The following is a 26,689-nucleotide window of genomic DNA, read 5'->3' as shown; positions in this document are numbered from 1 at the left end:
TACCCCTGAAGGCCACCTTCACCGCGTCTGACGCCGTGAAGGTGGCCTTCAGCGCGTTCAGGGGCGGGTAGCTAGCACGCCCTGCCGACAGTTTCCGTCCTCCGAGCTGTCCGGCGGCTGCTTTTTGTCCACATCCCCCCAGTTGTCCACAGCCTGGGCAGCTGGGTCTGGTGCCCCCCGTGCTCACCCTGGCAGCGTTGTCCGCACACGAAGCGTCACAACGAGGGGGACACGATGATGGGCACGGTCGAACGCCCGGCTGGGGACGCTCGCGCCGCCTGGCGCGTAGAGCTGGGGCGGCGGGGCGAGGAGTTGGCGGCCAGGCATCTGGAGAACACCGGGCTGGTGGTGCTCAGCCGGAACTGGCGCAGCCGGGCCGGCGAGCTCGACCTGGTGCTGACCGACGGACGCACCCTGGTGGTTTGCGAGGTCAAGACCCGCTCCGGGGTCGAGTACGGCCTGCCCGCCGAGGCGGTCACGCCGGAGAAACGGGAAAGGATCCGCCGCCTGGCCCAGCAGTGGCTGCGTGACCACGAGGTCGGCTGGTGCCCGGTCCGTTACGACGTCGTGGCCGTGCTCGCGCCGCGCGGGCAGAACCCCAGTCTCAAACACATCAAGGGGGCGTTCTAGATGCCGCTTGCGAAGGCGTGGTCGGTCGCCTTGCTCGGGATCGACGGACGGGTGATCGAGATCGAGGCTGACATCGGCGGCGGGCTGCCGAAGGTCACCCTCGTCGGGTTGCCCGACGCCGGGCTCCGCGAGGCGAAGGACAGGGTCCGCTCGGCGGTGCGGAACTCGGGGCAGCAGTGGCCGGACGGCAAGGTCACGCTGGGCCTGTCCCCGGCGAACCTGCCGAAGGTCGGGTCCGGGTACGACCTCGGGATAGCCGCCGCGGTGCTCGCGGCGACGGGGTCCGTCCCGGCGACCAAGCTGGTCGGCACGGTCCTGCTCGGTGAACTGGCTCTCGACGGCCGGATCCGCACGGTCCGCGGAGTGCTTCCCGGCCTACTGGCCGCCCGTGATGCGGGCTTCGCCCGCGCGGTGGTGCCCACGGAGTCGCTGTTCGAGGCGGCGCTGGTGGAAGGCCTCGAGGTGTCCGGTGCGACCCGGCTGACCGACGTCGTGGCCTGGCTGAAGGACGAGGCGCCCTTGCAGGAGCCGGAGCCGCCGGTCCCCGGCGAACCGCCCGAGGTCCCCGACCTCGCCGACGTTGTCGGCCAGCCCGAGGCGCGCTGGGCGCTGGAGGTCGCCGCCGCCGGCGGGCACCATCTGCTGCTCACCGGCCCACCCGGAGTGGGGAAGACGATGCTCGCCAAAAGACTTCCCGGGCTGTTGCCGCGCTTGAGCGGCGAGGAGTCCTTGCAGGTGACGGCGGTGCATTCGATCGAGGGCTCGCTGACGCGGTCCGCCCCGCTGGTCACTGTGCCGCCCTTCGTGGCGCCCCATCATTCGATCTCGGTGGCCGCGCTGATCGGCGGCGGCAGCGGGATCGCGGCGCCGGGCGCGATCAGCCGGGCCCATCGCGGAATCCTCTTCCTCGACGAAGCCGCGGAGTTCGGCCCGCTACGGCTGGAGTCGCTGCGGACGGCGCTCGAAGAGGGCGAGGTGCGTCTTTCGCGCACGCGTGGTTCGGTGCGGTATCCCGCTCGGTTCCAGCTCGTCCTGGCCACGAACCCCTGCCCGTGCGCGCCGGTCAAGGACACCGACTGCACCTGTTCCCCGACCGCCCGCCGCCGTTATCTGGCCAGGCTTTCCGGTCCGTTGCTGGACAGGGTGGACCTGCGGGTCCGGCTGCGGCCGCTGACGGCGATCAGCGCGCACGAGGTGCGGCGGCCGGAGTCCACCGACGAGGTCCGGGCGAGGGTGCTGGAGGCGAGGGCCAAGGCGGTCCAGCGGTGGGAGGGCCGTGGCTGGCGGGCGAACTCCGAGGTACCGGGTCCGGTGCTGAGGCAGGAGTTCGCGCTGCCACCCGGGGTGACGAACCTGCTCGACCGCAGTCTCGACAGGGGTGTGCTCACCGCGCGAGGCGCGGATCGCTGCCTGCGGATCGCTTGGACGCTGGCCGATCTCGACGGCTGCCAGCGGCCGGTGGCGGACCACGTCGCCGCGGCGCTCGGTTTCCGGGAAAGGACAGCGGCATGAGCGTGGCGACCGCGGAAGAGCGTCTGGCCAGGGCGTATCTGCTCCGCGTTGCCGAGCCGCCTGCCCCGGCGCTGGTGGGCTTCATCGGCGAGTACGGCCCGGTGGCCGCGGCCGCGTTCGTCCGCGAGGGAGAGTGCCCGCCGAAGGTCCGTGACGAGACGGCGGCCCGCAGCGCCCTTTGTCTCGCCGAGAGTGATCTGGACGTGGCGGCCGCGTCCGGGGCTCGGCTGGTGACCCCGGAGGACGACGAGTGGCCCGCCTGGCCGTTGCTGTCGTTGACGGTCGCGATGGGCCGAGGGGTCTCCGGCGCCGCGCCGCCGGTGGCGCTGTGGGCGCGCGGCCCGGTCCGGCTGGACGAGGCGGCCGGGGGAGCGGTCGCCATCGTCGGCGCCAGGGCGGCCACCGACTACGGCGAGCACTACGCCGCCGAATTCGGGTACGGCCTGGCTTCCCGAGGAGTTTCGGTGTTCTCCGGTGCGGCCTACGGGATCGACGGCGCCGCGCACCGTGGCGCGCTCGCGGCCACCGGGGTGACCGTGGCGGTGCTGGGCTGCGGACTCGACGTGGGGTACCCGGCGGGCCACGTGAGCCTGCTGAACAGGATCGCCGAGGCCGGAGCGGTGCTCAGCGAGTACCCGCCGGGCACCCAGCCCGCGCGGCACCGGTTCCTCGTCCGGAACCGGCTCATCGCGGCGTTGACCGAGGGCACGGTCGTGGTGGAGGCGGGCAGGCGCAGCGGCGCGCGCAACACCGCCGGGACGGCCGGGGTGCTGGGCAAGATGGTGATGGCGATGCCGGGCCCGGTCGGTTCCGCCCTCTCGATGGGCTGTCACGCGCTGATCCGTGAGTCCCACGCCACGCTGGTGACCTCCGTGGACGAGGTGCTGGAGGTCGCCGGAAGGCTTGGCGAGGGTGGGGTCGAACCGGCGAAGGCGCGTCGCCGCACCGACGGTCTCGGCCCGGATGCGCTACGGATTCACGAAGCACTTGCCGTCCGGGCGGCGAAAACCGCTGATCAGGTGGCTTCGGAGGCCGGGGTTTCCCTGGCACGGGTCCGATCGTTGCTGCCGGAACTGGAGCTCGACGGTTTCGTCGAGCGTGGCGACGAGGGGTGGCGCCGGGTGCGGGCGAAGCGACGGGAAACCGGTTCGCGGCAGCACGCCGTGAACCAGGCCGGGAACCTGGCCGGGAACCAAGCCGCGAACACCGACATGGGAGACGGGTGTGGCGATGCTTGACCAGCCGCTGTCCTTCGCGCAGCGTGATCACCATGCCGTCACCGAGTGCGCGTCCAGGCGCGAACGACGAACCCCCCGGGGCGCGCGGCGGCTCGCGCAGGCCGGACCTGCTCCGCCTGCGCGCCTCGCTCCCGGAGGAGACCAGGGACCTGGTCGAGGCCTACGAGCGGCATCTCGGGCTGGAGCGCGGGCTCTCGGTGCACACGGTGCGCGCGTATCTCGGGGATGTGGTGTCCCTGCTGGGTTTCCTGGCCTCGGACCCGGAGCGGGGCGAGCTCGCCCAGCTCGATATCGGAGCCCTGCGCGCTTGGCTCGCCCGACAGCGTGCGGACGGCTCAGGCCGGACGACGCTGGCCCGTCGCGCGGCTTCCGCGCGGACCTTCACCGCCTGGGCGCACCGCCAGGGGGCCATGGCGTCGGATCCAGGCGGGAGGCTCGCCGCCCCGCGGGCGCACCGCAAGCTCCCGGGAGTCCTGCGGGCGGACCAGGCCGGGGAGGTGATGCGGGCTTCGGCGGCGGGTGCCGCCGAGCGGGATCCGGTGGCCCTGCGTGATCAGGCCGTGGTCGAACTGCTCTACGCGACCGGGATCCGGGTTTCCGAGCTCTGCGGGCTCGACGTGGACGACGTCGATTTTTCGCGGCGAGTGGTGCTCGTGCTCGGCAAGGGCCGCAAGGAACGGGTCGTGCCGTTCGGGATCCCCGCTCAGGATGTGCTCCGGACGTGGCTGGACGAGGGCAGGCCCGCAGTGGCCGCAGCGGCCGAGATCAGCGTCGGACCGGCTCTCTTCCTGGGGATTCGTGGCCGTCGGCTAGATCCGCGGGCGGCCAGGCGAGTGGTGCACGACGCCGTCGGAGCGGTGCCGGGGGCGCAGGACATGGGGCCGCATGGGCTCCGGCATTCGGCGGCCACGCATCTGCTGGAAGGGGGCGCTGATCTTCGGAGCGTTCAGGAACTACTCGGTCACGCTACGCTTGCCACGACGCAGCTCTACACTCACGTGACCGTCGAGCGGTTGAAGGCGATCCATGACCGAGCACACCCCCGGGCCCGATGATGCCGGAGGCTTCTCGGCGGACCACCCGCAGCCGGCTCCGCCGGCGCACGCGCATCCGCACGAGCACGGAGACCACTCTGAGTCGCAACCTGAGAACGGCGGTCCGATGATCGCCGAGCCTCATGTCACCGAGGCCACCGCGCCCGCCGCGCCCGTCGGCGGCGCGGGCGGCGCCGTCGTCGCATCCGAAGCGCGTGGCGGCTACGACGTGGACGCCGGGATCCAGGCGCTGTGGAAGCAGTTCGCCGACGAACCGGACAAGGTGGCCAGGGAACGGCTGGTCCTGCACTACGCGCCACTGGTCAAGTACGTGGCCGGCCGGGTCGGCACCGGGCTGCCGACCCATGTCGACGTCGGCGACCTGATCCAGTCCGGCATCTTCGGCCTCGTCGACGCCATCGAGAAGTTCGAGCCCGCCCGCGGCCTGCGGTTCGAGACCTACGCCATGCAGCGGATCCGCGGCGCCATCCTTGATGACCTCCGCTCACAGGACTGGGTGCCCAGGGCCGTGCGAGCGAAGGCCAGGGAGGCCGAGCGCGCGCTGGAACGGCTCGGTGCCCGGCTGCACCGCACGCCGACCGACAGCGAGCTTGCCAGGGAGCTCGAGATCAGCACCGACGAGCTCCGGGAGTTCTACGGACAGCTCCAGCTCACCAGCGTCGTCGCGCTGGAGGACCTGGTCGCCGCGGGCAAGGACAGCGGCTCGCTCGTGGACACGCTGCCCGACGACGACGCGGTGGACCCGGTGGCCGTCCTGGTCGACCAGGACAACCGCCGCCAGCTCGCCCAGGCCATCGCGCAGCTGACCGAGCGGGACAAGGTCGTGGTCAGCCTCTACTACTTCGAGAGCCTGACCCTCGCCGAGATCGGCAAGGTCCTTGGCGTGACCGAGTCCCGGGTCAGCCAGCTGCACACCAGGGCCGTCATGCGGCTGCGCGCGAAGCTGGTCGAGCAGCCCGGTTCCTAGCTCGTCCACGGCTCCTGGCCGTCCCACGGTTTCAGCCGGACGGCCGTCGTGACCATGACCAGGGCGAGCGGGTCGAGGTACTCGTCGCCACGCCGGACGCCCCAGTGCAGGCAAGCCGCCACCGTGCAGCCGGGATGCCCCGGCGAGACCGTGCCGACCACCTGCCCCCGGTACACCTGGTCGCCCGCGTGGACGGCCGGGACCACCGGCTCGTACGTGGTGCGCAGCCCGCCCTCGTGGTCGATCGAAAGCACCGGGCGGCCCGCGAGCAATCCCGCGAACACCACGATCCCCTGGTCGGCGGCCAGCACCTGCTGACCAGGCGCGGCCGCGAGGTCGACACCGCGGTGCCCGGGGCCGTACGGCGTTTCCGGCGCGTCGAAGTACCGGGTGACGGCCGGTACCGGTGAGAGCGGCCAGGACAACCGCGCGTCCTGTGGCAGAGCGGCCGACGCGGTGCCTGCCGTCGCCAAGGAACCGGCGCTGACCAGCGCAAGCACGAGAAAGCGGAGGCGCGGGACGCGGCGAAGTGGCGCCGGGTGGTGGCGGGAAAGCCGGACTGTGGTCATGGGTTCCAGCGTCGCCGCCCGGCGCTGGGAACGGGCCGTGGCCGCCGAATCTGTGGACAACCGGAGCCGGTGTGGACAACTCCATGTCCGGTGTCGCTGCCGGTGAGGAGGGCCACGACGACGGGGAGTAGACTCTTTTGCGCGGTCCGCGTCAGCGGGCTGACTTCGCGTGCACGTGCGCGTTCCTGACGGCCGGCCTCCTCCGAGAGCGACCCGGACGGGCGGGGACACGGCGTCCGGCGGTCCCTGTGGCTCCATCTCCAGGGTCCGGATTCCGGCACCTGCACCAGGGCGAGCGGCCACCCGGCCGAGCGCGACAAAACCGCAAGCGCGTTTCCGGTCACCCCGGGCGCGCATGAGACAGAAGAGGTTGATTCCGGCAATGGCCGTCGTCACCATGAAGCAGCTGCTCGACAGCGGCGTTCACTTCGGGCACCAGACCCGTCGGTGGAACCCGAAGATGAAGCGCTACATCTTCACCGAGCGCAATGGCATCTACATCATCGACCTGCAGCAGACGCTGACCTACATCGACCGTGCGTACGAGTTCATCAAGGAAACCGTCGCGCACGGCGGCACGATCATGTTCGTCGGCACCAAGAAGCAGGCTCAGGAGGCCATCGCGGCCGAGGCGCTCCGCGTGGGCATGCCCTACGTGAACCAGCGCTGGCTCGGTGGCATGCTCACCAACTTCCAGACCGTGCACAAGCGCCTTCTGCGCCTGAAGGAGCTCGAGTCGCAGGAGCAGACCGGCGGTTTCGTCGGCCTCACCAAGCGCGAAATCCTCACGCTCACCCGTGAGAAGGACAAGCTCGAGAAGACCCTCGGCGGTATCCGCGACATGGCGAAGGTTCCCTCCGCCGTGTGGATCGTGGACACCAAGAAGGAGCACATCGCCGTCGGCGAGGCGCGCAAGCTCAACATCCCGGTCGTCGCGATCCTCGACACCAACTGCGACCCGGACGAGGTCGACTACCCGATTCCGGGTAACGACGACGCGATCCGTTCGGCCGCCCTGCTGACCAAGGTCGTGGCCGAGGCCGCCGCCGCCGGTCTGATGCAGCGCTCCAGCCGCAACGGCAACTCGGCCGAGAAGCCGGAGCCGGGCGTCGTCGCGACGGACGAGCCGCTGGCCGAGTGGGAGAAGGAGCTGCTCGTCTCCGGCTCCGAGACCGCCGCCGCCGACGCGACGGAGGCGGCTGCCGCCGTTTCCGACGCGACCGCGTCGGACGCCGCCCCGGCCGCGGCCGAGGCCGTTGCCGAAGAGGCTCCGGTCGAGGTTCCGGCCGAGAACGCCACCGCCTCTTCCTGAAGCTCGTAGCCCGGGTGGCCGGTCCCACCGGCCACCCGGGTCCTTCCCCGCTCAACAGATTTTCGCGTACCGGAAAAAGGACGGACAACGCACGATGGCGAACTACACCGCCGCAGACGTGAAGCGCCTCCGCGAGCTGACCGGCTCCGGCATGATGAACTGCAAGAAGGCGCTGGAGGAGAACGACGGCGACTTCGACAAGGCCGTTGAGTTCCTCCGCATCAAGGGTGCCAAGGACGTCGGCAAGCGCGCCGAGCGCGCCACCGCCGAGGGCCTCGTTGCCGGTGACGGTGGCGTGCTCATCGAGCTCGACTCGGAGACCGACTTCGTCGCCAAGAGCGCGGACTTCCTCGCCCTCGCCGCCAAGGTCGTCGAGGTCGCCAAGACCGAGAAGACCAGCGACGTCGAGAAGCTGAAGGCCGCCGCGCTCGATGGCGGCACCGTCGACCAGGCCGTCCAGGAACTGGCCGCCCGTATCGGCGAGAAGCTCGAACTGCGTCGCGTCGTGTCCTTCGAGGGCACCACGGCCACCTACCTGCACCGTCGCGGTGCCGACCTCCCGCCGGCCGTCGGCGTGCTGGTCGAGTTCACCGGTGACGACGCCGAGGCTGCCCGCTCAGCCGCGATGCAGGTCGCCGCGCTCAAGGCGAAGTACCTCACGCGTGAAGAGGTGCCTGCCGAGATCGTCGAGAACGAGCGCAGCATCGCCGAGAAGACCGCCCGCGAAGAGGGCAAGCCCGAGCAGGCCATGTCCAAGATCATCGAGGGCAAGGTCACCGCCTACTACAAGGACACTGTCCTTCTGGAGCAGGCGTCGGTCAAGGACAACAAGAAGACCGTCAAGGCCCTGCTCGACGAGGCCGGCGTGACCCTTACCCGGTTCGTCCGGTTCGAGGTCGGCCAGGCCTGAGCCAGGCGCTACTGAAGTACACCCACTGTGCCCCGTCTCCGCTTTCCGGGGACGGGGCACAGCCGGGTCCGCAGCTGTACACGGGTCTGAGGAGGCGGAGGGCTAAATGGGTGACCGAATCGACGGTGGCTATCGGCGGGTACTGCTGAAGCTGGGCGGGGAGATGTTCGGCGGCGGCTCGATCGGGGTCGATCCCGATGTCGTGCACTCGGTGGCTTCGCAGATCGCCGCGGTCGCCCGCACCGGCGTGCAGATCGCGGTGGTCATCGGCGGCGGCAACTACTTCCGTGGCGCGGAACTGTCCCAGCGGGGCATGGACCGCGACCGCGCCGACTACATGGCGATGCTCGGCACCGTGATGAACTGCCTCGCGCTGCAGGACTTCCTCGAGAAGGAGGGCCTGCCCACCCGCGTGCAGACCGCGATCACGATGGGCCAGGTCGCCGAGCCGTACATCCCGCGCCGCGCCGAACGGCACCTCGAAAAGGGCCGCGTGGTCATCTTCGGCGCCGGGGTCGGCATGCCGTACTTCTCCACGGACACCGCCGCCGCGCAGCGCGCGCTCGAGCTCAGCTGCGACGCCGTCCTGATGGCGAAGGCCGTCGACGGGGTCTACACCGCGGACCCGAAGGCCGACCCGTCCGCCGAGATGTTCCACGAGATCACCCACCGCGAGGTGCTCGAGCGGGACCTGAAGGTCGCCGACGCCACCGCGTTCAGCCTCTGCATGGACAACAACATGCCGATCATCGTGTTCAATCTGCTCACCGAGGGGAACATCGCCCGCGCGGTCAGTGGTGAGAGGATCGGCACACTGGTCAGCACCCCCGCCGAAGGGGCGGCTGTCTAGACCTGCTGGGATTCAAACAGCCGCACAACATCACCAACACCGGGAGTAGCCGTGATCGACGAGACCCTCCTCGACGCCGAGGAGAAGATGGAAAAAGCGGTGTCCGTCGCCAAGGACGACCTGGCCTCGGTACGCACCGGCCGGGCGACCCCGTCGATGTTCTCGCGGATCGTGGTCGAGTACTACGGCGCGATGACCCCGCTCAACCAGCTGGCGGGCGTGACCGTCCCGGAAGCCCGGATGGCGCTCATCAAGCCGTACGACGCCACCCAGCTCGGCGCGATCGAGAAGGCGCTGCGCGAGTCCGACCTCGGGGTCAACCCGAGCAACGACGGCAACGTCATCCGCATCATCATCCCGCAGCTCACCGAAGAGCGGCGCAAGGAGATGGTGAAGATCGCCAAGAGCAAAGGCGAGGACGCGCGCATCACCATCCGCGGGGTCCGCCGGAAGTTCAAGGAAGAGCTGGACCGCATCCAGAAGGACGGCGAGGCAGGCGAGGACGAGGTCGTGCGCGCCGAGAAGGAACTGCAGCACCTGACCGACAACTACGTCCACCAGGTCGATGAGCTCGTCAAGCACAAGGAAGCCGAGCTGCTCGAGGTCTGATGGCACAGGTGAGCGAGGAACGCGAGAACCGGATGGAGCCTCCGGAACCGGAACCGGCCGAACAACCGGAGCCGGAGAAGAAGGCGTCGAAGGCGGGTCGTAACCTGCCTGCCGCGATCGGGGTCGGGCTGCTGCTCGGCGCCGCCGTCGTCGCGTCCCTGCTCACCGTGCGCCACCTGTTCATCGGGATCATCGCGATCGCGATCGCGGTCGGCACGATCGAGTTCGCCGGGGTGCTCAAACGCGCGGCCGGGGTCAAGGTCGCACTGGTCCCGGTGCTCGTCGGCGGCCAGGCCATGATCTGGCTCGCCTGGCCGTACGGCCAGCAGGGCGCGCTCACGGCCTTCGTGCTCACGGTGCTGGCGTGCCTGGTGTGGCGGCTGCCCGGCGGCGCGGACGGCTACCTCCGCGACATCACCGGCTCGGTGTTCGCGAGCGCGTACCTGCCGCTGTTCGGTGCCTTCGCCGCGATGCTGGTGACACCGGAGGACGGCGCCGGACGGGTGCTCGCGTTCATGATCGGCGTCGTCGCTTCGGACACCGGCGGGTACATCGCCGGGGTGCTGGGCGGCAAGCACCCGATGGCGCCGAGCATCAGCCCGAAGAAGACCTGGGAGGGGTTCGCCGGATCGCTGGTCGCCGGGATCCTCGCCGGGACGTTGACGCTGACCTTGCTGCTGGACGGGCACGCCTGGCAGGGTGCGCTGTTCGGCGTGGCGATCGTGTTGACAGCGACGCTGGGCGACCTCGTCGAGTCGCTGATCAAGCGCGACCTCGGCGTCAAGGACATGGGAAACATGCTGCCAGGGCACGGCGGCCTGATGGATCGGCTCGACTCGTTGCTGCCGTCGGCGGTCGTGTCGTGGCTGCTGCTTTCGGCCTTCCTGCCCACCTGATCTCCGGGACCCTTCGCGCGATCCTTCGCCCGCGGCCGACCTGTCCCGGTTGTTGACTGGAGGCATGATCGCCGAACCCGGAACCAGCGCGCCGTCGAAACTCGCCCTCGCCGCCGTGTGCCTCGGCTTCTTCATGATCACGCTCGACGCGACGATCGTGAACCTCGCCCTGCCCGCGATCGGCGCCGACTTCGCAGTGCCGGGCACCGCGTCCCTGCAGTGGGTGGTCGACTCTTACACGATCACCCTGGCGGCCTTCCTGCTGACCTGGGGTTCGGCGGGCGACCGCTGGGGCGCGCGGAAGGTGTTCGAAACCGGGACCGCGTTGTTCGTGCTGGCTTCGGCGGCTTGCGCGGCGGCGCCGTCGGAATTCTGGCTGATCGCGGCCAGGGCGGTGCAGGGCGCCGGGGCCGCCGCGCTGCTGCCGTCGTCGCTGGCGCTGATCGCCCACCAGTTCCCCGACGCGGGCGCGCGGGCACGGGCGCTGGGGGTGTGGGGCGGGATGAGCGGCCTCGGGCTCGCCGCCGGGCCGGTGCTGGGCGGCCTCGCCGTGGGGCTCGCGGACTGGCGGCTCGTCTTCGCGATCAACGTCCCGGTCGGGCTGCTGGCGATCGTGCTGACCCGGCGCACGGTGACCGAGACCCCGAAGCTCGCCCGCACCCGGATCGACTGGGCCGGTCAGCTGCTCGGTACCAGCGCGCTCGCCTGCCTGGTCGCCGGGTTCATCGAGTCGGGACACGCGGGCTGGACGGCCGCGCCTACGTTGTCGCTGTTCGGCGCCGGTCTGGCCGCCACGCTGCTGTTCGTGGTCGTCGAACGACGGGTCCTGGTGCCGGTGCTGCCGTTCGCGGTGCTGCGGAACCCGACCTTCGCCGTCGCCTCGGTGATCGGCTGGCTGTTCAACTTCGGCCTCTACGGCACCCTGTTCTGCCTCGCGCTGTTCCTCCAGCGGAGCTGGGAGCTCAGGCCGTTGGAGGCCGGTTTGGTGCTGGTACCGCTGACGTTGGTGGTGGGTTTGAACGCGTTCTTCAGCGGCAGGCTGACCGGGCGGTTCGGCGCACGGGCGCCGATCATCGCCGGCGCACTGGCCGGTCTCGCGGGCTCGGCCGGGCTCGCGCTGCTGCCGGGGGAGCGCGCGATCGTCCCGCTGATCGTGGCGTCGGTGGTGTTCGGCTGCTGCTCGCTCGCGATGCCCGCGATGACGTCGATGGCGATGAACGCCTTGCCCGGCCGCGCGGGACTGGCCGCCGGAGTGCTCAACGCCGCGCGGCAGACGGGCGGCGCAGTCGGCGTCGCGCTGGTCGGCGGGCTGCTGCCCGGCACCGGCCTGTGGCTGGTCGCGACCGGGTACGCGCTGATCGCCGCGCTGGCCGTGGCGCGGCGATAGCAAAGGTCCCCCGCTATCCCTCCGGAGGGATAGCGGGGGACCTTTGCTATCGCTTTGGTCAGTCGTCGTAGGGGTCGTCGACCTCGGCCCGGCCCCAGCCCTCGGTGACCCGGGAGTGGTCGATGACCGCGAACACCGCCCCGTCCGGGTCGGCGAGGATCGTCATCCGGCCGAAGGGCGTGTCGTAGGGCTGGAGCACCACGGTGCCGCCCAGCATCAGCGCCTGGCCTGCCGCCGCGTCCGCCCCGCGGGCGGCGTCGACCTCGAAGTAGACCATCCAGTGCGGGGGAGTGTCGGGCCGGTATTCCCCGCCCATCACGTACCGGTAGAGCACCGGCTCGTGCTCGATGAGCCATTCCGCGTAGTCGATCGCGGCGTTGTTGCCGAGCTGACGGCACGTGTAGTTGAACATCTTGGTGTAGAAGTGATCGGCGGCGGGCCCGTCGTGGGTGTTGAGGTCGGCGCCGGTGAAGGTGTTCGGCACCCCGGTGACGAACTCCCAGCTGCTCGACGGCTCCCAGAACACCACGTGCGCGCCGCAGGCGTCGATCGCGTGCACGATGCTGCCGCGGCCCGGGATCTCCATCGGGCCGAGCGTGATCCGGCCGCCGAGGTGCGTGACCCATTCGGCGGCGCTCGCCGTGTGGGGCACGGAAATGTGCACCGTCCACTCGGTGGCGGTGTTCGCGGCCGCGGTGTAGAGGCCCCCGACGGCGGATCCGTTCAGGTTCGCGATCGAGTAGCGGCCGGTCGGCGTCGCGGGGTCGCGCTGGAGCGTGAACTCCCAGCCGAACAGGCCGTTGTAGAAGTGCTGCGCCGCCGCCTCGTCGCGGCAGGACAGTTCGATCCAGCAAGGAATTCCCGGCGGGACTACGGGTTGTGCGGCCGGCGAGCCGAGTGACATGAGCGGTCCTCCCTGGCGGAACTGCGTTCATCCTAAGCGCCGGGGGTTAGGATTTGCCGAAGAAGATTGCCGATCGCAACGCTCGTTGCTCGTGGAACAGCAGACGCGCGGCCAAGTAGGAGCACCCGTGCGCTGGTTTTCCCGTACCGCAGACCTTTCGCGCGCCGCAGCCCGGCGCTCGGAGGTCCTGCCGAGCCCGAACATCTGGTACTACCAGCAGGCGTACGAGATCGAAAACCACGCGCAGGACGTCGACGGCGAGATCTGGCGGGTGCTCGCCGAAGAGTACGACTGGACCGGTCGTGACGTGGCCGACATCGGCTGCGGCGACGGCTTTCACCTGCCGCGCTTCGCGGAGAAGGCGCGTTCGGTCGTCGGCGTGGAGCCCTACGCGCCGCTCGTGCGTGACGCGGCGGCCCGGGTGGCGGGCCTGCCCTCGGTCGAGGTGCGGGAGGGCCGCGCGCAGCGGCTCCCGCTCGAAGACGCGAGTGTCGACGTCGTCCACGCCCGGACCGCGTACTTCTTCGGGCCCGGTTGTGAGCCCGGCCTTCGGGAGGCGGAGCGGGTGCTGCGGCCAGGAGGGGTCCTGATGATCGTGGACCTCGACGTGTCCAGTGAGCCCTACGGCGGCTGGATGCGGGAGGACCTGCCCTCCTACGACCCGCCGGGTGTCGAGCGGTTCTTTTCCCGCGCCGGTTTTCGCTGCCGCAAGGTCGAAACCCGCTGGCTGTTCAGCGGCGTGGCCGCGATGGAGTCAGTGCTGAAGATCGAGTTCAGTGCGAAGGTGGCGGCCAAGGCCATCGCGGATGTCTTGCGCCGCAACGAGATCGAGCTCCGCGCCGGGGTCGCGGAGGTGACGTTGCCGGTGGGCTATCGCGTGCATGTGCGCGCCAGGCCCACCGGCCTCGTCCTGCCTGGTCACTCGGCTACGTCTTCGGCCGAGCCTTCGTCCGAGTAGTCGTCCGCTTCGCCGAGAATCCCGTAGAGCGCGCGTCGCGCCTCGTTCAGCACCTCGACGGCCCGTGCTTTCTGGTTCGCCGAACCGGCCTGGGAGATCTGCGCCATCGCGGCCATCAGGGTCCCGCCCGCCTTGCGGAGGTTGATCTCCGTCGGCTCGACGTCGTGGGCGATGTGCTCCCACGGCGGCACGGCGTCCTGTGCTTCGGCGGCCGCCCGGCCTTCTTCGGTGAGCTCGAACAGGCGCTTGCCGGTCTCCTCCTTGCTGGTCACCAGGCCTTCGTCGGCCAGCAACTGCAGCGTCGGGTAGATCGAGCCGGGGCTCGGCTTCCAGAAGCCACCGCTGCGCTCACCGATCTCGCGGATGATCTCGTAGCCGTGCCGCGGCTGCTCGGCCAGCAGGGCGAGGATCGCCGCGCGGACGTCGCCGCGCCTGCCTCGCCGTCCCGGGCCGCCGCCACCGCGCCTGCCGCCGGGACCGTGTCCCCGGCCGTGTCCCGGACCACCGGGCCCCCAGCCGGGGGGAAATTCTCCGAATCCGCCGCCGCGGCCCCAGGGGCCGAAGGCCTGTCGAGCCTCGTGCGGGGGGAAGGGGTGTCGTCGTCTCATGGTCTGAGTCCTCTCAAGATGTGTTGCGACTGTTTCCGACATGCTTACGATATATCGGAACCGCTCGTTTGGCAACAACGCCGGCGTGATGTGGCTCTCGAGGGCATCCGTGGGACACTTGAGCTGCTATGACTGCCCTCCCTCTCGTCTTCGACGCACCCAAGCGCGGCCTTCCGCCGCGCCACCTCGCCGACCTGTCGTCCGCCGACCGGGCCGCTGCCGTCGTCGAGCTCGGCGAAAAGCCGTTCCGCGCGAAGCAGCTGTCCAACCACTACTTCTCCCGGCTGACCGTCGACCCGGAGGCGATGACCGACATCCCCGCCGCGTCGCGCCAGCGGCTCGTCGACGAGCTGATGCCGCCGCTGCTGACCGAGGTCCGGGCCATGGCCTGCGACGACGGCAGCACCCGCAAGACGCTCTGGCGCGCGCACGACGGCACGCTGGTCGAGAGCGTCCTGATGCGCTACCCCGACCGCGCGACCCTGTGCATCTCCAGCCAGGCCGGCTGCGGCATGGCCTGCCCGTTCTGCGCGACAGGCCAGGGCGGCCTCGACCGCAACCTGTCCACGGCGGAGATCGTCGACCAGGTCCGCTCGGCCGCCGCGGTGATGCGCGACGGCCTGATGGCGGGCCCCGACGGCATCCCGAGCCCCGGCCGCCTGTCCAACATCGTCTTCATGGGCATGGGTGAGCCGCTGGCGAACTACAAGCGGGTGGTGGCCGCGGTCCGGCGGATCACGGAGCCCGCGCCGGATGGTTTGGGGATTTCGCAGCGTTCGGTGACGGTGTCGACGGTGGGGCTTGCCCCGGCGATCCGGAAGCTGGCGGACGAGAAGATGCAGGTTCGCTTGGCGGTGTCGCTGCACACGCCGGACGACGAGCTGCGGGACACGTTGGTGCCGGTGAACGAGCGCTGGTCGGTGGACGAGGTCCTGTCGGCTGCCCGGTACTACGCCGATACGTCAGGTCGGCGGGTGTCGATCGAGTACGCGTTGATCCGGGACATCAATGATCAGCCGTGGCGTGCGGAGTTGCTGGCGAAGGTGCTGCGTAAGCACTTGGGTCAGTTGGTGCATGTGAACGTGATTCCGTTGAACCCGACGCCGGGTTCGAAGTGGGATGCGTCGCCGAAGCCGGTGGAGCGGGAGTTCGTGCGGCTGGTGAACGCCGGTGGGGTGGCGTGCACGGTTCGCGACACGCGTGGTCAGGAGATCGCGGCTGCCTGTGGGCAGCTCGCCGCCGAAGAAGGCTGATGCCCCGCAGCGGACCGATTAACTTCGGTTCATCCGGCCGGTCAAGGCGATGAGCCGGTCGATGGCGGGGGCGTCGTCGGCGACAGCGAGGGCGGCGGCGAACCGGTCGGCTCGGGCCGCTGCGAACTCCGGGCTCTGGCCGAACGACAATGCCTTCTCGACCAGATCTTCCGGCAGGTCGAGGGGGAGGCCGGTGGCCTGGGCCAGGTCCCAGGCGTGGACCAGCAGGTCCGCGATGCGCAGGGTCAGCCGCTCCGCGACCTTCGCCGTGCCCAGTGGGCCCTCGATGGTCCGGTCCAGTGCGCCGGGCTGCTCGCACACCGTCCGCAGCGCCGCCGCGGAGTTGCGATACGCACCCGCCGGGTCGTCGCCCACCAGGTCGGCGGTGCGTTCGGGCGGGGTCCGGCCGTCGATGAGCGCGGCGATCGTCAGGTTCACGACGACCAGGTGGTTGGTCAGGTCCCACACCGTCCACTCCGTGCACGGGGTCGGGGCGGCCCACTGGTCGTCCCGGACCCCGGAGACCAGGTGTCCGACCGCTCCCAGCGCGCGGGAGAGGCCTTCGGCGGTCGATGACATCATGGACTGTCTCCCCAGAGAGGACTGCCGGTTCAGTTCTGGCGGACGAGCGTGAAGTGGCCGATCCCCTTGGCCGCGGAGTACACCTGCCACGAGTCGGGCCCCTTCGCCGGGCCGCGGTCGTAGAGCAGGCGGTAGTCGGTCTTGCGGGGCCGGAGGCCGCGGTCGAACCAGTGGTAGTTCACCCGGTACGCCAGCTTCATGACCGTCCCGGCTTCGTCGATCTGCTTCTGGACCAGTGAGGTCACCTGACCGCGATCGGAGAACTCGTCGAGGATCGTGCAGTCGCAGTAGTACGCCAGGGTGCCGATCTCGCCGGGGCTCGCCACCGACGCGCCGTTCAGCCGCTGGCCGATCTGCTTCGCGACCCGCGCGTATTCCTGTGCGCTCGCCCAGTTCCCGAAGATCACCGGGGACGGCCACGGGACGCCCTGCTTGATGTCGACCGCGACGTTGGACAGCGCGATCACGCCCACCAGGCCGACGGCCAGCGCCGGTGCGCTCGCCTTCGCGCGGGGCTGCCTTTTGCGGGACTGGGCCAGCCAAACCCCGAACAGCGCCACGACGAACATGCCCGCCGACACCATCGGCGTCACGTAGTACCAGTGATAAGGACCGACGCCCAGGTACGAGTAGATGACGTAGTAGGCCACTCCGCCGAGGCCCAGCGCGACGAGCGGGCCCACCGGCGGGAACTCGCGCCCCCGGGCGGTGAAGCGCGTCGCGAGCCAGCCGAGCAGGGCCGCGACGCCGATGATCGCGGGGGCGAAGGTCACCAGCACCACCAGCGACCGGCCCGTGTAGTACATCATCGGACCGCTGAAGTAGTCCCATTGACCGAACAGGCCACCCTGCGCCTGCTTGATGACCAGCGTGTCGGGCACGAACGAGCCGAGCGCGAACCAGCTGAACAGGTACCACGGGCCCGCGACCAGGATCGCGAACGCCACAACGCGGAGCAGCTTGCGACGGATCGGGGCGGCGCTCAGCGCGATCAGCACCACGAAGACGATCAGGTCGAGCCGGGTGATCACGGTCAGGCCCACGGCCACGCCGAACAGCGCCGGGCGGCCTTCGACGGCGAACACTGTGAGCAGCATCAGCACGGCCGGGATCAGCAGCACCTCGAGCCCCGTCGCGGACAGCACGAACGGGTTGACCAGTACCAGCACGAGACCCACGACGGCGGCCGCTGCGGGCAGGTTGAACGCCCGCATCAGGCGCGTCCAGCCCCAGCCGATGGTCGCGCTCGCCACCACGTTCAGCACACCCAGCGCGATCACCGGGTGCGGAGAGCCCACCACCCTGGTCAGCAGGGTGAGGAAGCCGAGGAGCAGGACGTTCAGCGGCGACGTCGCCGAGTTGGCCGTCGAGCCGTCGACCATGCCCCACTTACCATGTACGGCAAGGTTCTTGGCGTAGTCGAGGGTGATGTAGCCGTCGTCGGTCAGGCTGTTCTTGACGAGCAGGAACAGGGCTACCGCGAGCACGGCGGCCGCGGCCGGGAGCCACCAGTCACCGACCGTCACCCGGCGGACGCGCTCGGGCTCGGTGGCGGGCCGCCCGGCTACGGGGTGCTCGTCCGGTTCCGGTGTGCCGAGGTCTGGAGCCGCCGGCTGGCTTACTGACATCGCCGAATTCTAGAGGACCGCGTTCACGGCCCTGCCGCTACGGCCCCGACGGCCCGAAGCACGCAATCCGGGCATGGCGCGTGGCGAGGTCCGGGGGTGCCGCCGGACCCGTGCCATGATCGGGCGTCCGCCGGTTCACGAGGCGCGAAGTCTGGAGATGCGAACATGGCCACGACCCGGGAGACCGGCAGGTCGGCTGCCGCACGCGACGGCAAGACGGAGTCGGAACTCAACAGCCTCAACAGCGGGATCCTCCCCGGCAACGTCCACCTCGACGACTGGGTGATGTTCCTTCTCGCCGTGATCTCGGTGGGGCTGCTCGGGTTCGTGCTGCTCAGCCCGCCGCCGTACCGGGTGGGCATCGTGCTGTTCTACGTCGACTGCGGCGTGTGCGCGGGGTTCCTCGCCGAGTTCCTGTGGCGCTGGCGTAAGCGCAAGTGGGACGTGCGGTTCCTGGTCCGCAACTGGTACGAGCTGTTCGCGATGATCCCGGTGACCCACCCGTCGATGGCCGCGCACCACTTCGTCGTCGTGGTGCTGCTGCTGGTCCGCATCGGCCGCGCGGCGGACCGCGCCGTGGGGGAGCAGTTCACCTACCGGCTGGTGGACAAGCTGTCCGAGCCCATCGTGAACGCGATCAAAAAGCCGGTCACCGTGGCGGTGCTCGACGAGGTCGTGAAGGTGCTGGAAACCGGCAACTACCCGGAGAACCTCGCCAAGTCGCTCAGCGAGAACAAGATGGAGCTGCGGGCCATCATCACCGAAAAGCTGACCGAGGACCCCCAGCTCGGCAAGCTCAAGCGCGTCCCCTTCCACGGCGAGATCGTGCACGCGGTGGTCGACACCTCGTTCCGCGTCATCCTCGAGGTCCTCGCCGACCCGCGGATCGACGACTTCTTCGCGTCGGTCGTGCGTGACAACCGGGAACAGATCCGGCGCGCGGTGGAACTCGGCCTCAACGACGAGGACTCGGTGGAGCAGGAACGGCAGCTCGTGGTGCGCACCCAGGCGTCGGCGGCCCGCGAGTTCGACCAGCTGCACCGCGGGCGGCGCGACTCCTGACAGCCTCCGCGTCCGACTTCTGACTCTTGCGCAAAAGTCGGATGTATTCCACACTCGGCACCGCAATGACACGGCACTGCGGCCGATTTGTGGGTCAATTTTGTGGGTCAGTCGAGCGCAGTCATCGGATGACAACGCTGTTTTCCCGAGACGCGAGGGCGACACGATGACGCTTCTGCCCGATGACCAGTACCGGCCTTCCCGCCGAGACCTCTTCAAGGCCGGTGGCTCGCTGGGGGCGTTCTTCGCACTCGGCGGGTTGCCCGCCTTCACCGCCAACGCCGAGCCCGCCCGCCCGGACGACGCGTCCTTCGTGCCCGGTTCGGGCTCGAACGTGCTCTGGTACCCGACGCCCGCGACCGAGGCCCGGATCATCGAACAGGGCCTGCCGGTCGGCAACGGCCGTCTCGGCGCGCTGGTCACCGGCGATCCCGCGCTGGACGTGCTGTACCTGACCGACGCCACGCTGTGGACCGGCGGGCTGAACGCGGCGCTGCAGTCCGACGGCAACTTCCCTTACGACTACACCGAATTCGGCACGTTGTCGCTGCTGGCGAAGGCGTACGTCAAGATCCCGGCGCACACCGCGGCCGCGGTGAAGGACTACCGGCGGCAGCTGGACCTCGGCAACGGCCTCGTCTCCGCGAGCTACACGCTGGCCGGGGCGACCTACCGGCGCGAGGTCTACGTCAGCCACCCGGACGACGTGATGGCCGTGCGGCTGAGCCAGTCCGGCGGCGGCACGTTCACCGGAAGCGTCCGGCTGGACGGCACGCACGGCGAGACCACCGCTGCCGACGCCGGGACGAAGATGGCTTCGTTCGGCGGAAAGCTGGCCAACGGTCTCCGCTACGGCGCGGTGCTGACGGCCTCCAGCCGCACCGGCCAGGTCTCGGTCAGCGGCGCGGAAGTGACGTTCACCGGCTGCTCCGAGGTGCTGATCGTGCTCTCCGGCGGCACCGACTACGCCCCCGTGGCGGCGTCCGGTTTCCGCGATCCCCACACCGACCCGATGGCACTGGCCCGCGCCAAGGCCCGGCAGGCGACAGCCGCGGGCGGCGCCGCGCTGCTGGGCACCCATGTGGCCGACTACCAGGCGTTGTACCGCCGGATGACCGTCGACCTCGGTGCTTCCACCAAGGCACAGCGGGGGCTGGACACCGCGTCCCGGCTGACCGCCCGCGCGGTGACGGGCGCCGCGCCCGACCCCGAGCTCGAGGCGAGCTACCTGCAGTTCGGCCGGTACCTGACGATCACCGGTTCGCGCGGCAGCCTGCCGACGAACCTGCAGGGCCTGTGGCTGGACCGCGACAACCCGGACTGGATGGCGGACTACCACACCGACATCAACGTCCAGATGAACTACTGGCTGCCTGACCGCGCCGGGCTTCCCAGCTGTTTCGGCGCGCTCGCCGACTACTGCCTTTCGCAGCTCTCGTCGTGGACGACGCAGACACAGGCGCTGTTCAACGACTCCCGCAACGGCTTCCGCAACAGCAGCGGCAAGATCGCGGGCTGGACCACGGCGATCTCCACCAACATCCACGGCGGCATGGGCTGGTGGTGGCACCCGGCGGGCAACGCCTGGCTGTGCAACTCGCTGTTCGAGCACTACGAGTACGTCCCGGACGCCGCCTACCTGCGCAAGATCTACCCGATGCTCAAGGGCGCCTGCGAGTTCTGGGAGTCGCGCCTGATCACCACCACGGTGACCGACCCGGCCACCGGCGTCGCGCGTGAGGTGCTGATCGACGACAGCGACTGGTCGCCGGAGCAGGGGCCCACGAACGCCAAGGGCATCACCTACGCGCAGGAGCTGGTCTGGCAGCTGTTCGAAAAACTACCGTGCCGCCGCCGCGGCTCTGCGCGTCGATTCCGGTTACGCCAGAACGATTTCCGGGCTGCAGGACAGGCTGTACCTGCCGGTCGTCAGTCCGACCACGGGCAGGCTCCAGGAGTGGATGACCGACGCCGACCTCGGCGAGACCACCCACCGGCACCTGTCCCCGCTGGCCGGGTTCTTCCCCGGCGACCGGATCACCACCGACACCAGCCCGGCCGCGCTGATCGGCGGGGTGCGCGAGCTGCTCACCTCGCGGGGGATGAAGAGTTTCGGCTGGGCCTGCGCCTGGCGCGCGCTCTGCTGGGCCAGGCTGAAGGACGCGGACAAGGCATACCAGCTCGTCCTCACCGTGCTGACGCCGTCGGTGAACGCGGACAATGGCGCCGCGATCACCATGTTCGACATGTACAACCTCGGCGACCGCGCCACGTTCCAGATCGACGCCAACTACGGCACCCCGGCGGCGATGATCGAGATGCTCGTCTACTCCCGGCCCGGGGTGATCGAACTGCTGCCCGCGCTGCCCGGCGCGTGGTCGAAGTCGGGCAGCGCGAGCGGCATCGGCGCGCGGGGCGGCTTCACCGTCGACCTCGTTTGGGCCCGCGGCAAGGTCACCTCGGTGACCGTCCACAGTGTGGGCGGCACCTCGACGACGGTGAAGTCCGGTTCGTGGAGCCGACATGTCAAGGTGGCGGCGGGCAAGTCGGTCACGGTCTGCCCGCGGTAGGCCGCCTCAGCCGAGCAGGTCCGGTCGCCGCCACTGGGCACCCCGCAGGTGGTGGTCGAGGAAGGCGCGGACGGTCGAGTGCAGCACCTTCGCGTGGTTCGGTGACCGGATGAAGTGGTTTTCGTCCGGGAAGTGGAGGAACTTGTGCTCGCTCGTCCCGTTTTCCGCCTTCGACCGGGACGAGAGGTCCCACCACAGCCGCAGGGCCTCGCCGATCGGCACGTTGTAGTCGTTGTCGCCGTGGGTGATCAGCATCGGGGTGGTGATCGCGTCGGCGAAGTGGTGCGGTGAGAAGGCGTCGGCCTGTTCCGGCGTCATCTCACGGCTCCAGGCGTGTGCGTAGTCGCCGGTCGCGATCGACTGTTCGAGCGCCCAGATGGACGCGTGGGTCACGATCGCCGAGAACCGGCCGGTGTGCCCGGCGATCCAGTTCGCCAGGTAGCCGCCGTAGGAGCCGCCGATCGCGGCGGTGCGCCCGGCGTCGATGTCGGGGCGTTCCTCCGCGGTGTCGGTGATCGACATCAGGTCGGTGTAGGGCGCCGCGCCCCATTCGCCCCAGCCGCGCCGGATGAAGTCGATGCCGTAGCCGGTGGACAGGGCGAAGTCGGCCTGCAGGACGGCGTATCCCTGCGACACCAGCAGCCAGGGACTCCAGCGCCAGGACCAGGTGTTCGCCGACCCGACCGGGCCGCCGTGGATCAGCACCACCAAGGGGGCGGGTGTCTCGGCGGAAGCGTTGTGCGGCAACGAGAGCCACCCGCGCACCGGGGTCCCGTCCGCCGCCGTGGTGGTGACCTCTTCCAGCCTTCCCGGGATTTCCAGCGGTTCTGCGGGGCCGCGCAGCGGCTCCACCGGCGACGGGCCGTCCAGCGCGACGCGGACAGGGGCGGGCGGGCCGTCGATGGCCGCGCGCAGGGCGTAGACCCAGCGTCCGTCGGGCGAGATCCGGGCGTCGGTGTAGGCGCCGTCGTCGGTGGTCAGTCGCGTGGGCCGTCCGATCAAGGTGTCGACGCGCCACAACGGCGAGCGGCCGTGGTCGTCCGCGGAGACGACCAGCGCGGCGCCGTCGGGTGTCCAGCGGGGGTCTTGCGGCCGCCGATCCCAGTTCCGGGTCAGGTCCCGGATCGTGCCGTCGGCCAGGTCGACGACGGCCAGCCAGCGCAGGCCCGGGTCCTGCGGGGTGATCCGCTGCTGCACGACGACCGCGACGCGCGTCCCGTCGGGCGAGAGCCGCGGCGCGGTGTACTCGTGGTCAGGGTCGTCGGCCAGCGTCCGGCGTTCGCCGGTGGCGACGTCGATCGCCACCAGGGTGTAGCGCTGGGACCCGCCGGGCTCCGGCACCGCCCACCCGGTGACCACGGTGCGGCCGTCGGCGCTCAGGTCCCAGGTGCACTCCTCACCCAGGGCGCGGCCGACGTGGCCGGTCAGGTCCCGCAGGTCGAGCCGCTCCTGCCCGCCGGGCAGCTCGGCCACCAGCAGCCGGGTCCGGTCCGGCCCGAGGTCGTGGTCCCAGAACCGGATGGGGTACTCCTCGTGCAGGATCGCGGTGACGCCCGCGTCCTTCCGCGTCGCGCGGACTTCGCCGTCGCTGAACCCGTCGGTGGCCGACGGCATCATCTCCGTCCCGGCCACGACCGTCCCGGTCGCGCTGACGACGACGCTGTGCACGCCGCCCGGCGGGGCCGCCACCACCCGGGCGTCGCCGCCGCCGGACGGCTGCAACCACAGTGCGGGCACGGCCCTGCCCTCGGCGTCGGGGCGTTTCGAGACGAACAGCAGGTCGCCCGCCGGGGTGAAACCGGCGCCCGACTCGCCGCGGGCGTCGCGGGTCAGCCTGCGGGCCGGACGGTGGCCGTCGGGGTCGACTTCCCACAATGCCGTGGTGTGTCGGGACTTCGTGCGGTCGAGCGTCGCGACCTCGACGACGAGCCGCCGCCCGTCGGGTGACAGCCGCAGCCCGCCCACCCGGGGCAGCGCGACGTAGGTGTCCAGGTCGGCGAACGGGCCGGTTTCGATGATCACCCTGCCTTCTTACACCGGCCGCCACCGGATCGGCAGGCTCTTCACCCCGTTCTGGAAGTTCGACCGCAGCCGCACCGGCTCGCCCGCGAGCTCCACCTCGCCCAGCTGGTCGAGCACGGCTTCGAACAACGCGCGCATCTGCACCTTGGCCAGCTGCGCGCCGAGGCAGAAATGCGGGCCGTGGCCGAAACTCAGGTGCTCGTTGGGGGTGCGGGCGGGGTCGAACCGGTCCGGCTCGGCGAACACCGTCCCGTCCCGGTTCGCCGACGAGAACCAGACCACCACCTTGTCCCCGGCCCGGATGTCCACATCGGACAGACGAGTGTCCTCGGCCGCGGTGCGGCGGAAGTGCATCACCGGCGTCCACCAGCGCAGCATCTCGTCGACCGCGCCGGGCAGCAGCGACCGGTCGGCGAGCAGCCTGCGGTACTGCCGCCGGTCGCTCAGCAACGCGAGCAGCCCGCCTGGCAGCCCGTTGCGCAGGGTTTCGTTGCCTGCCACGGAGAACAGCCAGAACAGGTTCTCGAACTCCTCGATCGACACCCGCCCGCCCTCGTCGTCGACGTGCCGCATGAGGTTGCTCATCACGTCTTCGCCGGGATGGCGGCGTTTGTGCTCGCCGAGCGCGTGGGCGTAGGCGTAGAGGTCCGGCATGCCGGAGCGGCTGCGCGGATCGGGCAGCTCCCCGCCGGGGCCGGGAACCGGGCGGACGGCCAGCGCGCCGCGGGCGAGCTCCGTGACGTCCTCGGCGCGGGCCGTCGCGCTGGCCGCGTAGTCGGGGTCCTGGTAACCGATCACCCGGTTGCTCCAGTCGTAGAGCAGCCGCCGGTCCTGCTCTGGCACGCCGAACACCTCGGCCAGGGTGAGCAGCGGCAGGTCGGCGGCGATCTCGGCGGCGAAGTCGCACTCGCCACGCCCGGCGACGGCAGCCACCAGGTGCTGGGCCCAGCCCCGGATCCGGTCGGTCAGCTCGCCGACCGCCCGCGGGGTGAACGCCCTGGTCAGCAGGCCGCGCAGGCGGGGATGGTCCGGCGCGTCCATGTTGAGCATCATCCGGCGCACGTACCGCAGGTCCTCCTCCGTCGCCGGGTCCCGCAGCTGCGTGCCGCCGAGTTGCGAGGAGAACAGCCGCGGGTTGCGCAGCACGTGCCGGACGTCGGCGTGCCGCAGGACCATCCACGCCCCGTCCACACGCACGACCGGCGATTCCCGGCGCAGCTCGCCGAGCAGCTCGTGGGGGACACCGGTGACGTAGGTTTCCGGATCGACGAGCGCGCTGACAGCCACCCGGCCGACCCTAGCCGCAGGCCCCCCGGCTGGGGAAAGATCCGTCCGGTGGACATTCTCAAGACAGACACCGGCGGGCGGCCCGTGCTGTTCCTGCACGGCCTCGGCGCGACCGGCCTGGTCTGGGACGGCGTCACCGAGCGGCTCGAGGGGCGCTGGCTGGCACCCGACCTGCCCGGTCACGGCGGTTCGCCCAGGCTGCCGCGCTACTCGTTCGGCGGGCTGGCCGCGGCTGTCGCCGACGCGCTCCCCGAGACCGGTCCGCTGGTCGTGGTGGGACATTCACTGGGCGGGGTGGTCGCGCTGGCGCTGGCCACCGGCTGGTTCGGGGTCGAGGTCGCCGGGGTGCTCGCGGTCGGCGTCAAGGTCGAGTGGAGCGAGGACGACCTGGCGAAGGCGGCGGCCATGGCCACCCGGCCCGCCAAGGTGTTCGGCTCGCGGGAGGACGCCGAGCGGGCGTACCTCAAGGTCTCCGGACTCACCGGCCTGACCGCGGCCGATCCGGAGGGCCTGGTCGAAACCGACGACGGGTGGCAGCTCGCGCTGGACCCGGCGGCGTTCGCCGTCGGCGCGCCGGACATGCGTGGACTGCTGGGCGCCGCCCGGTGCCCGGTCGTGCTCGCCGCCGGTGAGCACGACCCGATGTGCCACGCCGGCCAACTCCGGGCGCTGGGAGCCGAGCCCGCCATCCTCCCCGGACTCGGCCACAACGCCCACGTCCAAGACCCGGCCGCGCTGCTCATGCTGTTGTCCCGCTTCAGCTGACCAACCGGCCCAGGATCGCGACGGCTTCGACGATGTCTGAGGGGGTGCTCGCGGCGTAACCCAGCACGAGTCCCGGCGGGCCCGGCCGTTGCCGGTACCAGGACAGCGGCTGCACCTTCACGCCCTGCTCCAGCGCGGCGGCGGCGAGATCGGTGTCGGCGAACCCGGCGTCGAAGGTGATCATCAGGTGCAGGCCCGCCGCCGCGCCGTGCACGACAGCGCCGGGCAGCTCGGTGGCGATCGCGTCGATCATCGCGTCGCGGCGGCGCCGGTGACGACGGCGGACGAAGCGCAACTGACGTTCCAGCTCGCCGGATTCCATCAGCCGCGCCAGCACCAGCTGCGGCAGCGCGGAGTTGCCGAGGTCCGCGAACCGCTTGGCCGTCACCAGGTCTTCCCGGTACCTCGACGGCACGAGAGCCCAGCCGATCCTCAGTGCGGGGGCGAGGAGCTTGGAGACGCTCCCGAGGTAGCAGACCTGCTCGGCGAGCATGGATCGCAGCGCGGGCACCGGGGACCGGTCGTAGCGGTGTTCGGCGTCGTAGTCGTCTTCGACGATCAGGCCGCCGTCCCCGGCCCACCGCATCAGCTCGCGACGTCGTTCGCCGTCGAGCACCACCCCGGTCGGGAACTGGTGCGCCGGGGTCAGTAGGACCGCGCGGGCCCCGTCGGCGCGCAGGTCGCCGACCCGCAGACCCTCGGCGTCGACCGGGATCGGCGGCGTTTCGAGCCCCCAGTGCCGCAGGTGCTGCCGCGTGCCGAGCGAGCCGGGGTCCTCCACCGCGAGCTCGGTGATTCCTTGCAGGCGCACCACTTGCGCGAGCAATCCCAGCGCCTGGGCGACCCCGGCGACGATCACCACCTCGTCCGGATCGGCCCGGATCCCGCGGTTGCGGCCGATCCAGCGGGCGACGGCGAGCCGCAACGCCGGGGTGCCGCGAGGGTCCCCGTAGCCGAAGTCGGCAGGTCCGGCTTCGCCGAGCACCGCGCGTTCCGCGCGCAGCCACGCCGCCCGCGGGAACGCCGCGAGATCGGGCACCCCGGACGTCAGGTCGATCCGGGCGGGAATCGCCCGCAGCGCGTCGAAGACGTCCGCCTCGGGCCCACCCGCGAAC

24 protein-coding genes and 1 pseudogene are annotated in these 26,689 nt (G+C 70.6%); 17 read left to right on the top strand and 8 right to left on the bottom strand.

The features are described from left to right. Window positions 1-234 precede the first annotated feature (234 nt). From QMK34_RS34185 to QMK34_RS34165, 5 genes are all read left to right on the top strand, one after another. Complete coding sequence (locus QMK34_RS34185; RefSeq protein WP_326418820.1) at window positions 235-630, top strand: YraN family protein; 396 nt, start codon at window positions 235-237, stop codon at window positions 628-630. Continuing rightward, window positions 631-2,142, top strand: coding sequence for a YifB family Mg chelatase-like AAA ATPase (locus QMK34_RS34180; protein ID WP_326418819.1), 1,512 nt, complete (start codon window positions 631-633; stop codon window positions 2,140-2,142). Continuing rightward, window positions 2,139-3,380, top strand: a complete 1,242-nt coding sequence (gene dprA / locus QMK34_RS34175) for a DNA-processing protein DprA (protein ID WP_326418818.1) — start codon at window positions 2,139-2,141, stop codon at window positions 3,378-3,380. The genes QMK34_RS34180 and dprA overlap by 4 nt, the downstream gene beginning before the upstream one ends. 32 nt (window positions 3,381-3,412) lie before the next feature. Next, entirely contained in the window at window positions 3,413-4,435 is a 1,023-nt protein-coding gene (locus QMK34_RS34170) for a tyrosine recombinase XerC (protein WP_326418817.1), read from the top strand. A gap of 106 nt (window positions 4,436-4,541) precedes the next feature. After that, window positions 4,542-5,402, top strand: a complete 861-nt coding sequence (locus QMK34_RS34165; protein ID WP_442785272.1) for a FliA/WhiG family RNA polymerase sigma factor — start codon at window positions 4,542-4,544, stop codon at window positions 5,400-5,402. Here the strand turns inward: QMK34_RS34165 and QMK34_RS34160 are convergent. Next, window positions 5,399-5,971 carry a M23 family metallopeptidase gene (locus QMK34_RS34160; protein ID WP_326418815.1) on the bottom strand — a complete coding sequence of 191 codons (573 nt, stop codon included), beginning with the start codon at window positions 5,969-5,971 and terminating at the stop codon, window positions 5,399-5,401. The genes QMK34_RS34165 and QMK34_RS34160 overlap by 4 nt on opposite strands. Window positions 5,972-6,353: 382 nt before the next feature. On the opposite strand from QMK34_RS34160, the gene rpsB reads away from it, so the two are divergent. The 6 genes from rpsB to QMK34_RS34130 all read left to right on the top strand — a co-directional run bounded on the left by rpsB (window position 6,354) and on the right by QMK34_RS34130 (window position 11,935). Further along, window positions 6,354-7,283, top strand: coding sequence for a 30S ribosomal protein S2 (gene rpsB / locus QMK34_RS34155; RefSeq protein ID WP_326418814.1), 930 nt, complete (start codon window positions 6,354-6,356; stop codon window positions 7,281-7,283). A 94-nt stretch (window positions 7,284-7,377) separates the two neighbouring features. Continuing rightward, a complete protein-coding gene (gene tsf / locus QMK34_RS34150; protein ID WP_326418813.1) occupies window positions 7,378-8,193 on the top strand; it encodes a translation elongation factor Ts in 816 nt (271 codons plus the stop codon). Window positions 8,194-8,299: 106 nt separating this feature from the next. Next, window positions 8,300-9,043, top strand: a complete 744-nt coding sequence (gene pyrH / locus QMK34_RS34145) for a UMP kinase (protein ID WP_326418812.1) — start codon at window positions 8,300-8,302, stop codon at window positions 9,041-9,043. Between the two features lie 51 nt (window positions 9,044-9,094). After that, the gene (gene frr, locus QMK34_RS34140; protein ID WP_326418811.1) at window positions 9,095-9,652 is read left to right on the top strand and encodes a ribosome recycling factor; all 558 of its coding nucleotides are present in this window, start codon (window positions 9,095-9,097) and stop codon (window positions 9,650-9,652) included. Then, window positions 9,652-10,548, top strand: a complete 897-nt coding sequence (locus QMK34_RS34135) for a phosphatidate cytidylyltransferase (protein ID WP_326418810.1) — start codon at window positions 9,652-9,654, stop codon at window positions 10,546-10,548. The genes frr and QMK34_RS34135 overlap by 1 nt, the downstream gene beginning before the upstream one ends. A gap of 64 nt (window positions 10,549-10,612) precedes the next feature. Then, window positions 10,613-11,935, top strand: coding sequence for an MFS transporter (locus QMK34_RS34130; protein ID WP_326418809.1), 1,323 nt, complete (start codon window positions 10,613-10,615; stop codon window positions 11,933-11,935). A gap of 58 nt (window positions 11,936-11,993) precedes the next feature. Here QMK34_RS34130 and QMK34_RS34125 read toward each other — a convergent pair whose 3' ends face one another. Next, a complete protein-coding gene (locus QMK34_RS34125) occupies window positions 11,994-12,839 on the bottom strand; it encodes a VOC family protein (protein ID WP_326418808.1) in 846 nt (281 codons plus the stop codon). Window positions 12,840-12,966: 127 nt separating this feature from the next. On the opposite strand from QMK34_RS34125, the gene QMK34_RS34120 reads away from it, so the two are divergent. Continuing rightward, window positions 12,967-13,797 (top strand): class I SAM-dependent methyltransferase, encoded by an 831-nt coding sequence (locus QMK34_RS34120; RefSeq protein ID WP_326418807.1) that lies wholly within the window; start codon window positions 12,967-12,969, stop codon window positions 13,795-13,797. Here the strand turns inward: QMK34_RS34120 and QMK34_RS34115 are convergent. Continuing rightward, complete coding sequence (locus QMK34_RS34115; RefSeq protein WP_326418806.1) at window positions 13,758-14,405, bottom strand: PadR family transcriptional regulator; 648 nt, start codon at window positions 14,403-14,405, stop codon at window positions 13,758-13,760. The genes QMK34_RS34120 and QMK34_RS34115 overlap by 40 nt on opposite strands. A 128-nt stretch (window positions 14,406-14,533) precedes the next feature. Between QMK34_RS34115 and rlmN the strand changes: the two genes are divergently transcribed. Next, entirely contained in the window at window positions 14,534-15,658 is a 1,125-nt protein-coding gene (rlmN, locus tag QMK34_RS34110) for a 23S rRNA (adenine(2503)-C(2))-methyltransferase RlmN (protein WP_326418805.1), read from the top strand. Between the two features lie 18 nt (window positions 15,659-15,676). Here the strand turns inward: rlmN and QMK34_RS34105 are convergent, their stop codons facing one another. Both QMK34_RS34105 and QMK34_RS34100 read right to left on the bottom strand, forming a co-directional pair. Beyond that, window positions 15,677-16,240: a TIGR03086 family metal-binding protein gene (locus QMK34_RS34105; protein WP_326418804.1), complete on the bottom strand. Its 564-nt coding sequence runs from the start codon at window positions 16,238-16,240 to the stop codon at window positions 15,677-15,679. Window positions 16,241-16,269: 29 nt separating this feature from the next. Continuing rightward, window positions 16,270-17,868, bottom strand: coding sequence for a hypothetical protein (locus QMK34_RS34100; RefSeq protein ID WP_326418803.1), 1,599 nt, complete (start codon window positions 17,866-17,868; stop codon window positions 16,270-16,272). 285 nt (window positions 17,869-18,153) lie between these two features. On the opposite strand from QMK34_RS34100, the gene QMK34_RS34095 reads away from it, so the two are divergent. From QMK34_RS34095 to QMK34_RS34085, 3 genes and pseudogenes are all read left to right on the top strand, one after another. Next, the gene (locus QMK34_RS34095; protein ID WP_326418833.1) at window positions 18,154-18,930 is read left to right on the top strand and encodes an ion transporter; all 777 of its coding nucleotides are present in this window, start codon (window positions 18,154-18,156) and stop codon (window positions 18,928-18,930) included. A 166-nt stretch (window positions 18,931-19,096) separates the two neighbouring features. Beyond that, window positions 19,097-20,713: pseudogene (locus tag QMK34_RS48030) on the top strand (glycosyl hydrolase family 95 catalytic domain-containing protein); the annotation flags it as partial. Between the two features lie 79 nt (window positions 20,714-20,792). Further along, window positions 20,793-21,500 carry a glycosyl hydrolase family 95 catalytic domain-containing protein gene (locus QMK34_RS34085; protein ID WP_442785274.1) on the top strand — a complete coding sequence of 236 codons (708 nt, stop codon included), beginning with the start codon at window positions 20,793-20,795 and terminating at the stop codon, window positions 21,498-21,500. Window positions 21,501-21,506: 6 nt separating this feature from the next. Here QMK34_RS34085 and QMK34_RS34080 read toward each other — a convergent pair whose 3' ends face one another. Together QMK34_RS34080 and QMK34_RS34075 are read right to left on the bottom strand one after the other, a co-directional pair. Next, the gene (locus tag QMK34_RS34080; protein ID WP_326418801.1) at window positions 21,507-23,522 is read right to left on the bottom strand and encodes a S9 family peptidase; all 2,016 of its coding nucleotides are present in this window, start codon (window positions 23,520-23,522) and stop codon (window positions 21,507-21,509) included. Window positions 23,523-23,531: 9 nt separating this feature from the next. Further along, window positions 23,532-24,809: a cytochrome P450 gene (locus QMK34_RS34075; RefSeq protein ID WP_326418799.1), complete on the bottom strand. Its 1,278-nt coding sequence runs from the start codon at window positions 24,807-24,809 to the stop codon at window positions 23,532-23,534. A 48-nt stretch (window positions 24,810-24,857) separates the two neighbouring features. Here QMK34_RS34075 and QMK34_RS34070 point away from each other — a divergent pair, with 48 nt between their 5' ends. After that, a complete protein-coding gene (locus QMK34_RS34070) occupies window positions 24,858-25,574 on the top strand; it encodes an alpha/beta fold hydrolase (RefSeq protein ID WP_326418798.1) in 717 nt (238 codons plus the stop codon). Here QMK34_RS34070 and QMK34_RS34065 read toward each other — a convergent pair. Beyond that, window positions 25,567-26,689 (bottom strand): aminotransferase-like domain-containing protein (locus QMK34_RS34065; protein WP_326418797.1); only part of this gene is annotated, 1,123 nt, incomplete at its 5' end. The two genes, QMK34_RS34070 and QMK34_RS34065, sit on opposite strands and share 8 nt — an antisense overlap.

Origin of the sequence: Amycolatopsis sp. H20-H5, from assembly GCF_035828755.1 — a bacterium.
GTDB lineage: Bacteria > Actinomycetota > Actinomycetes > Mycobacteriales > Pseudonocardiaceae > Amycolatopsis.
The sequence above is the reverse complement of the archived record's forward strand: the minus strand, read 5'-3'. Positions and strand labels throughout refer to the sequence as shown.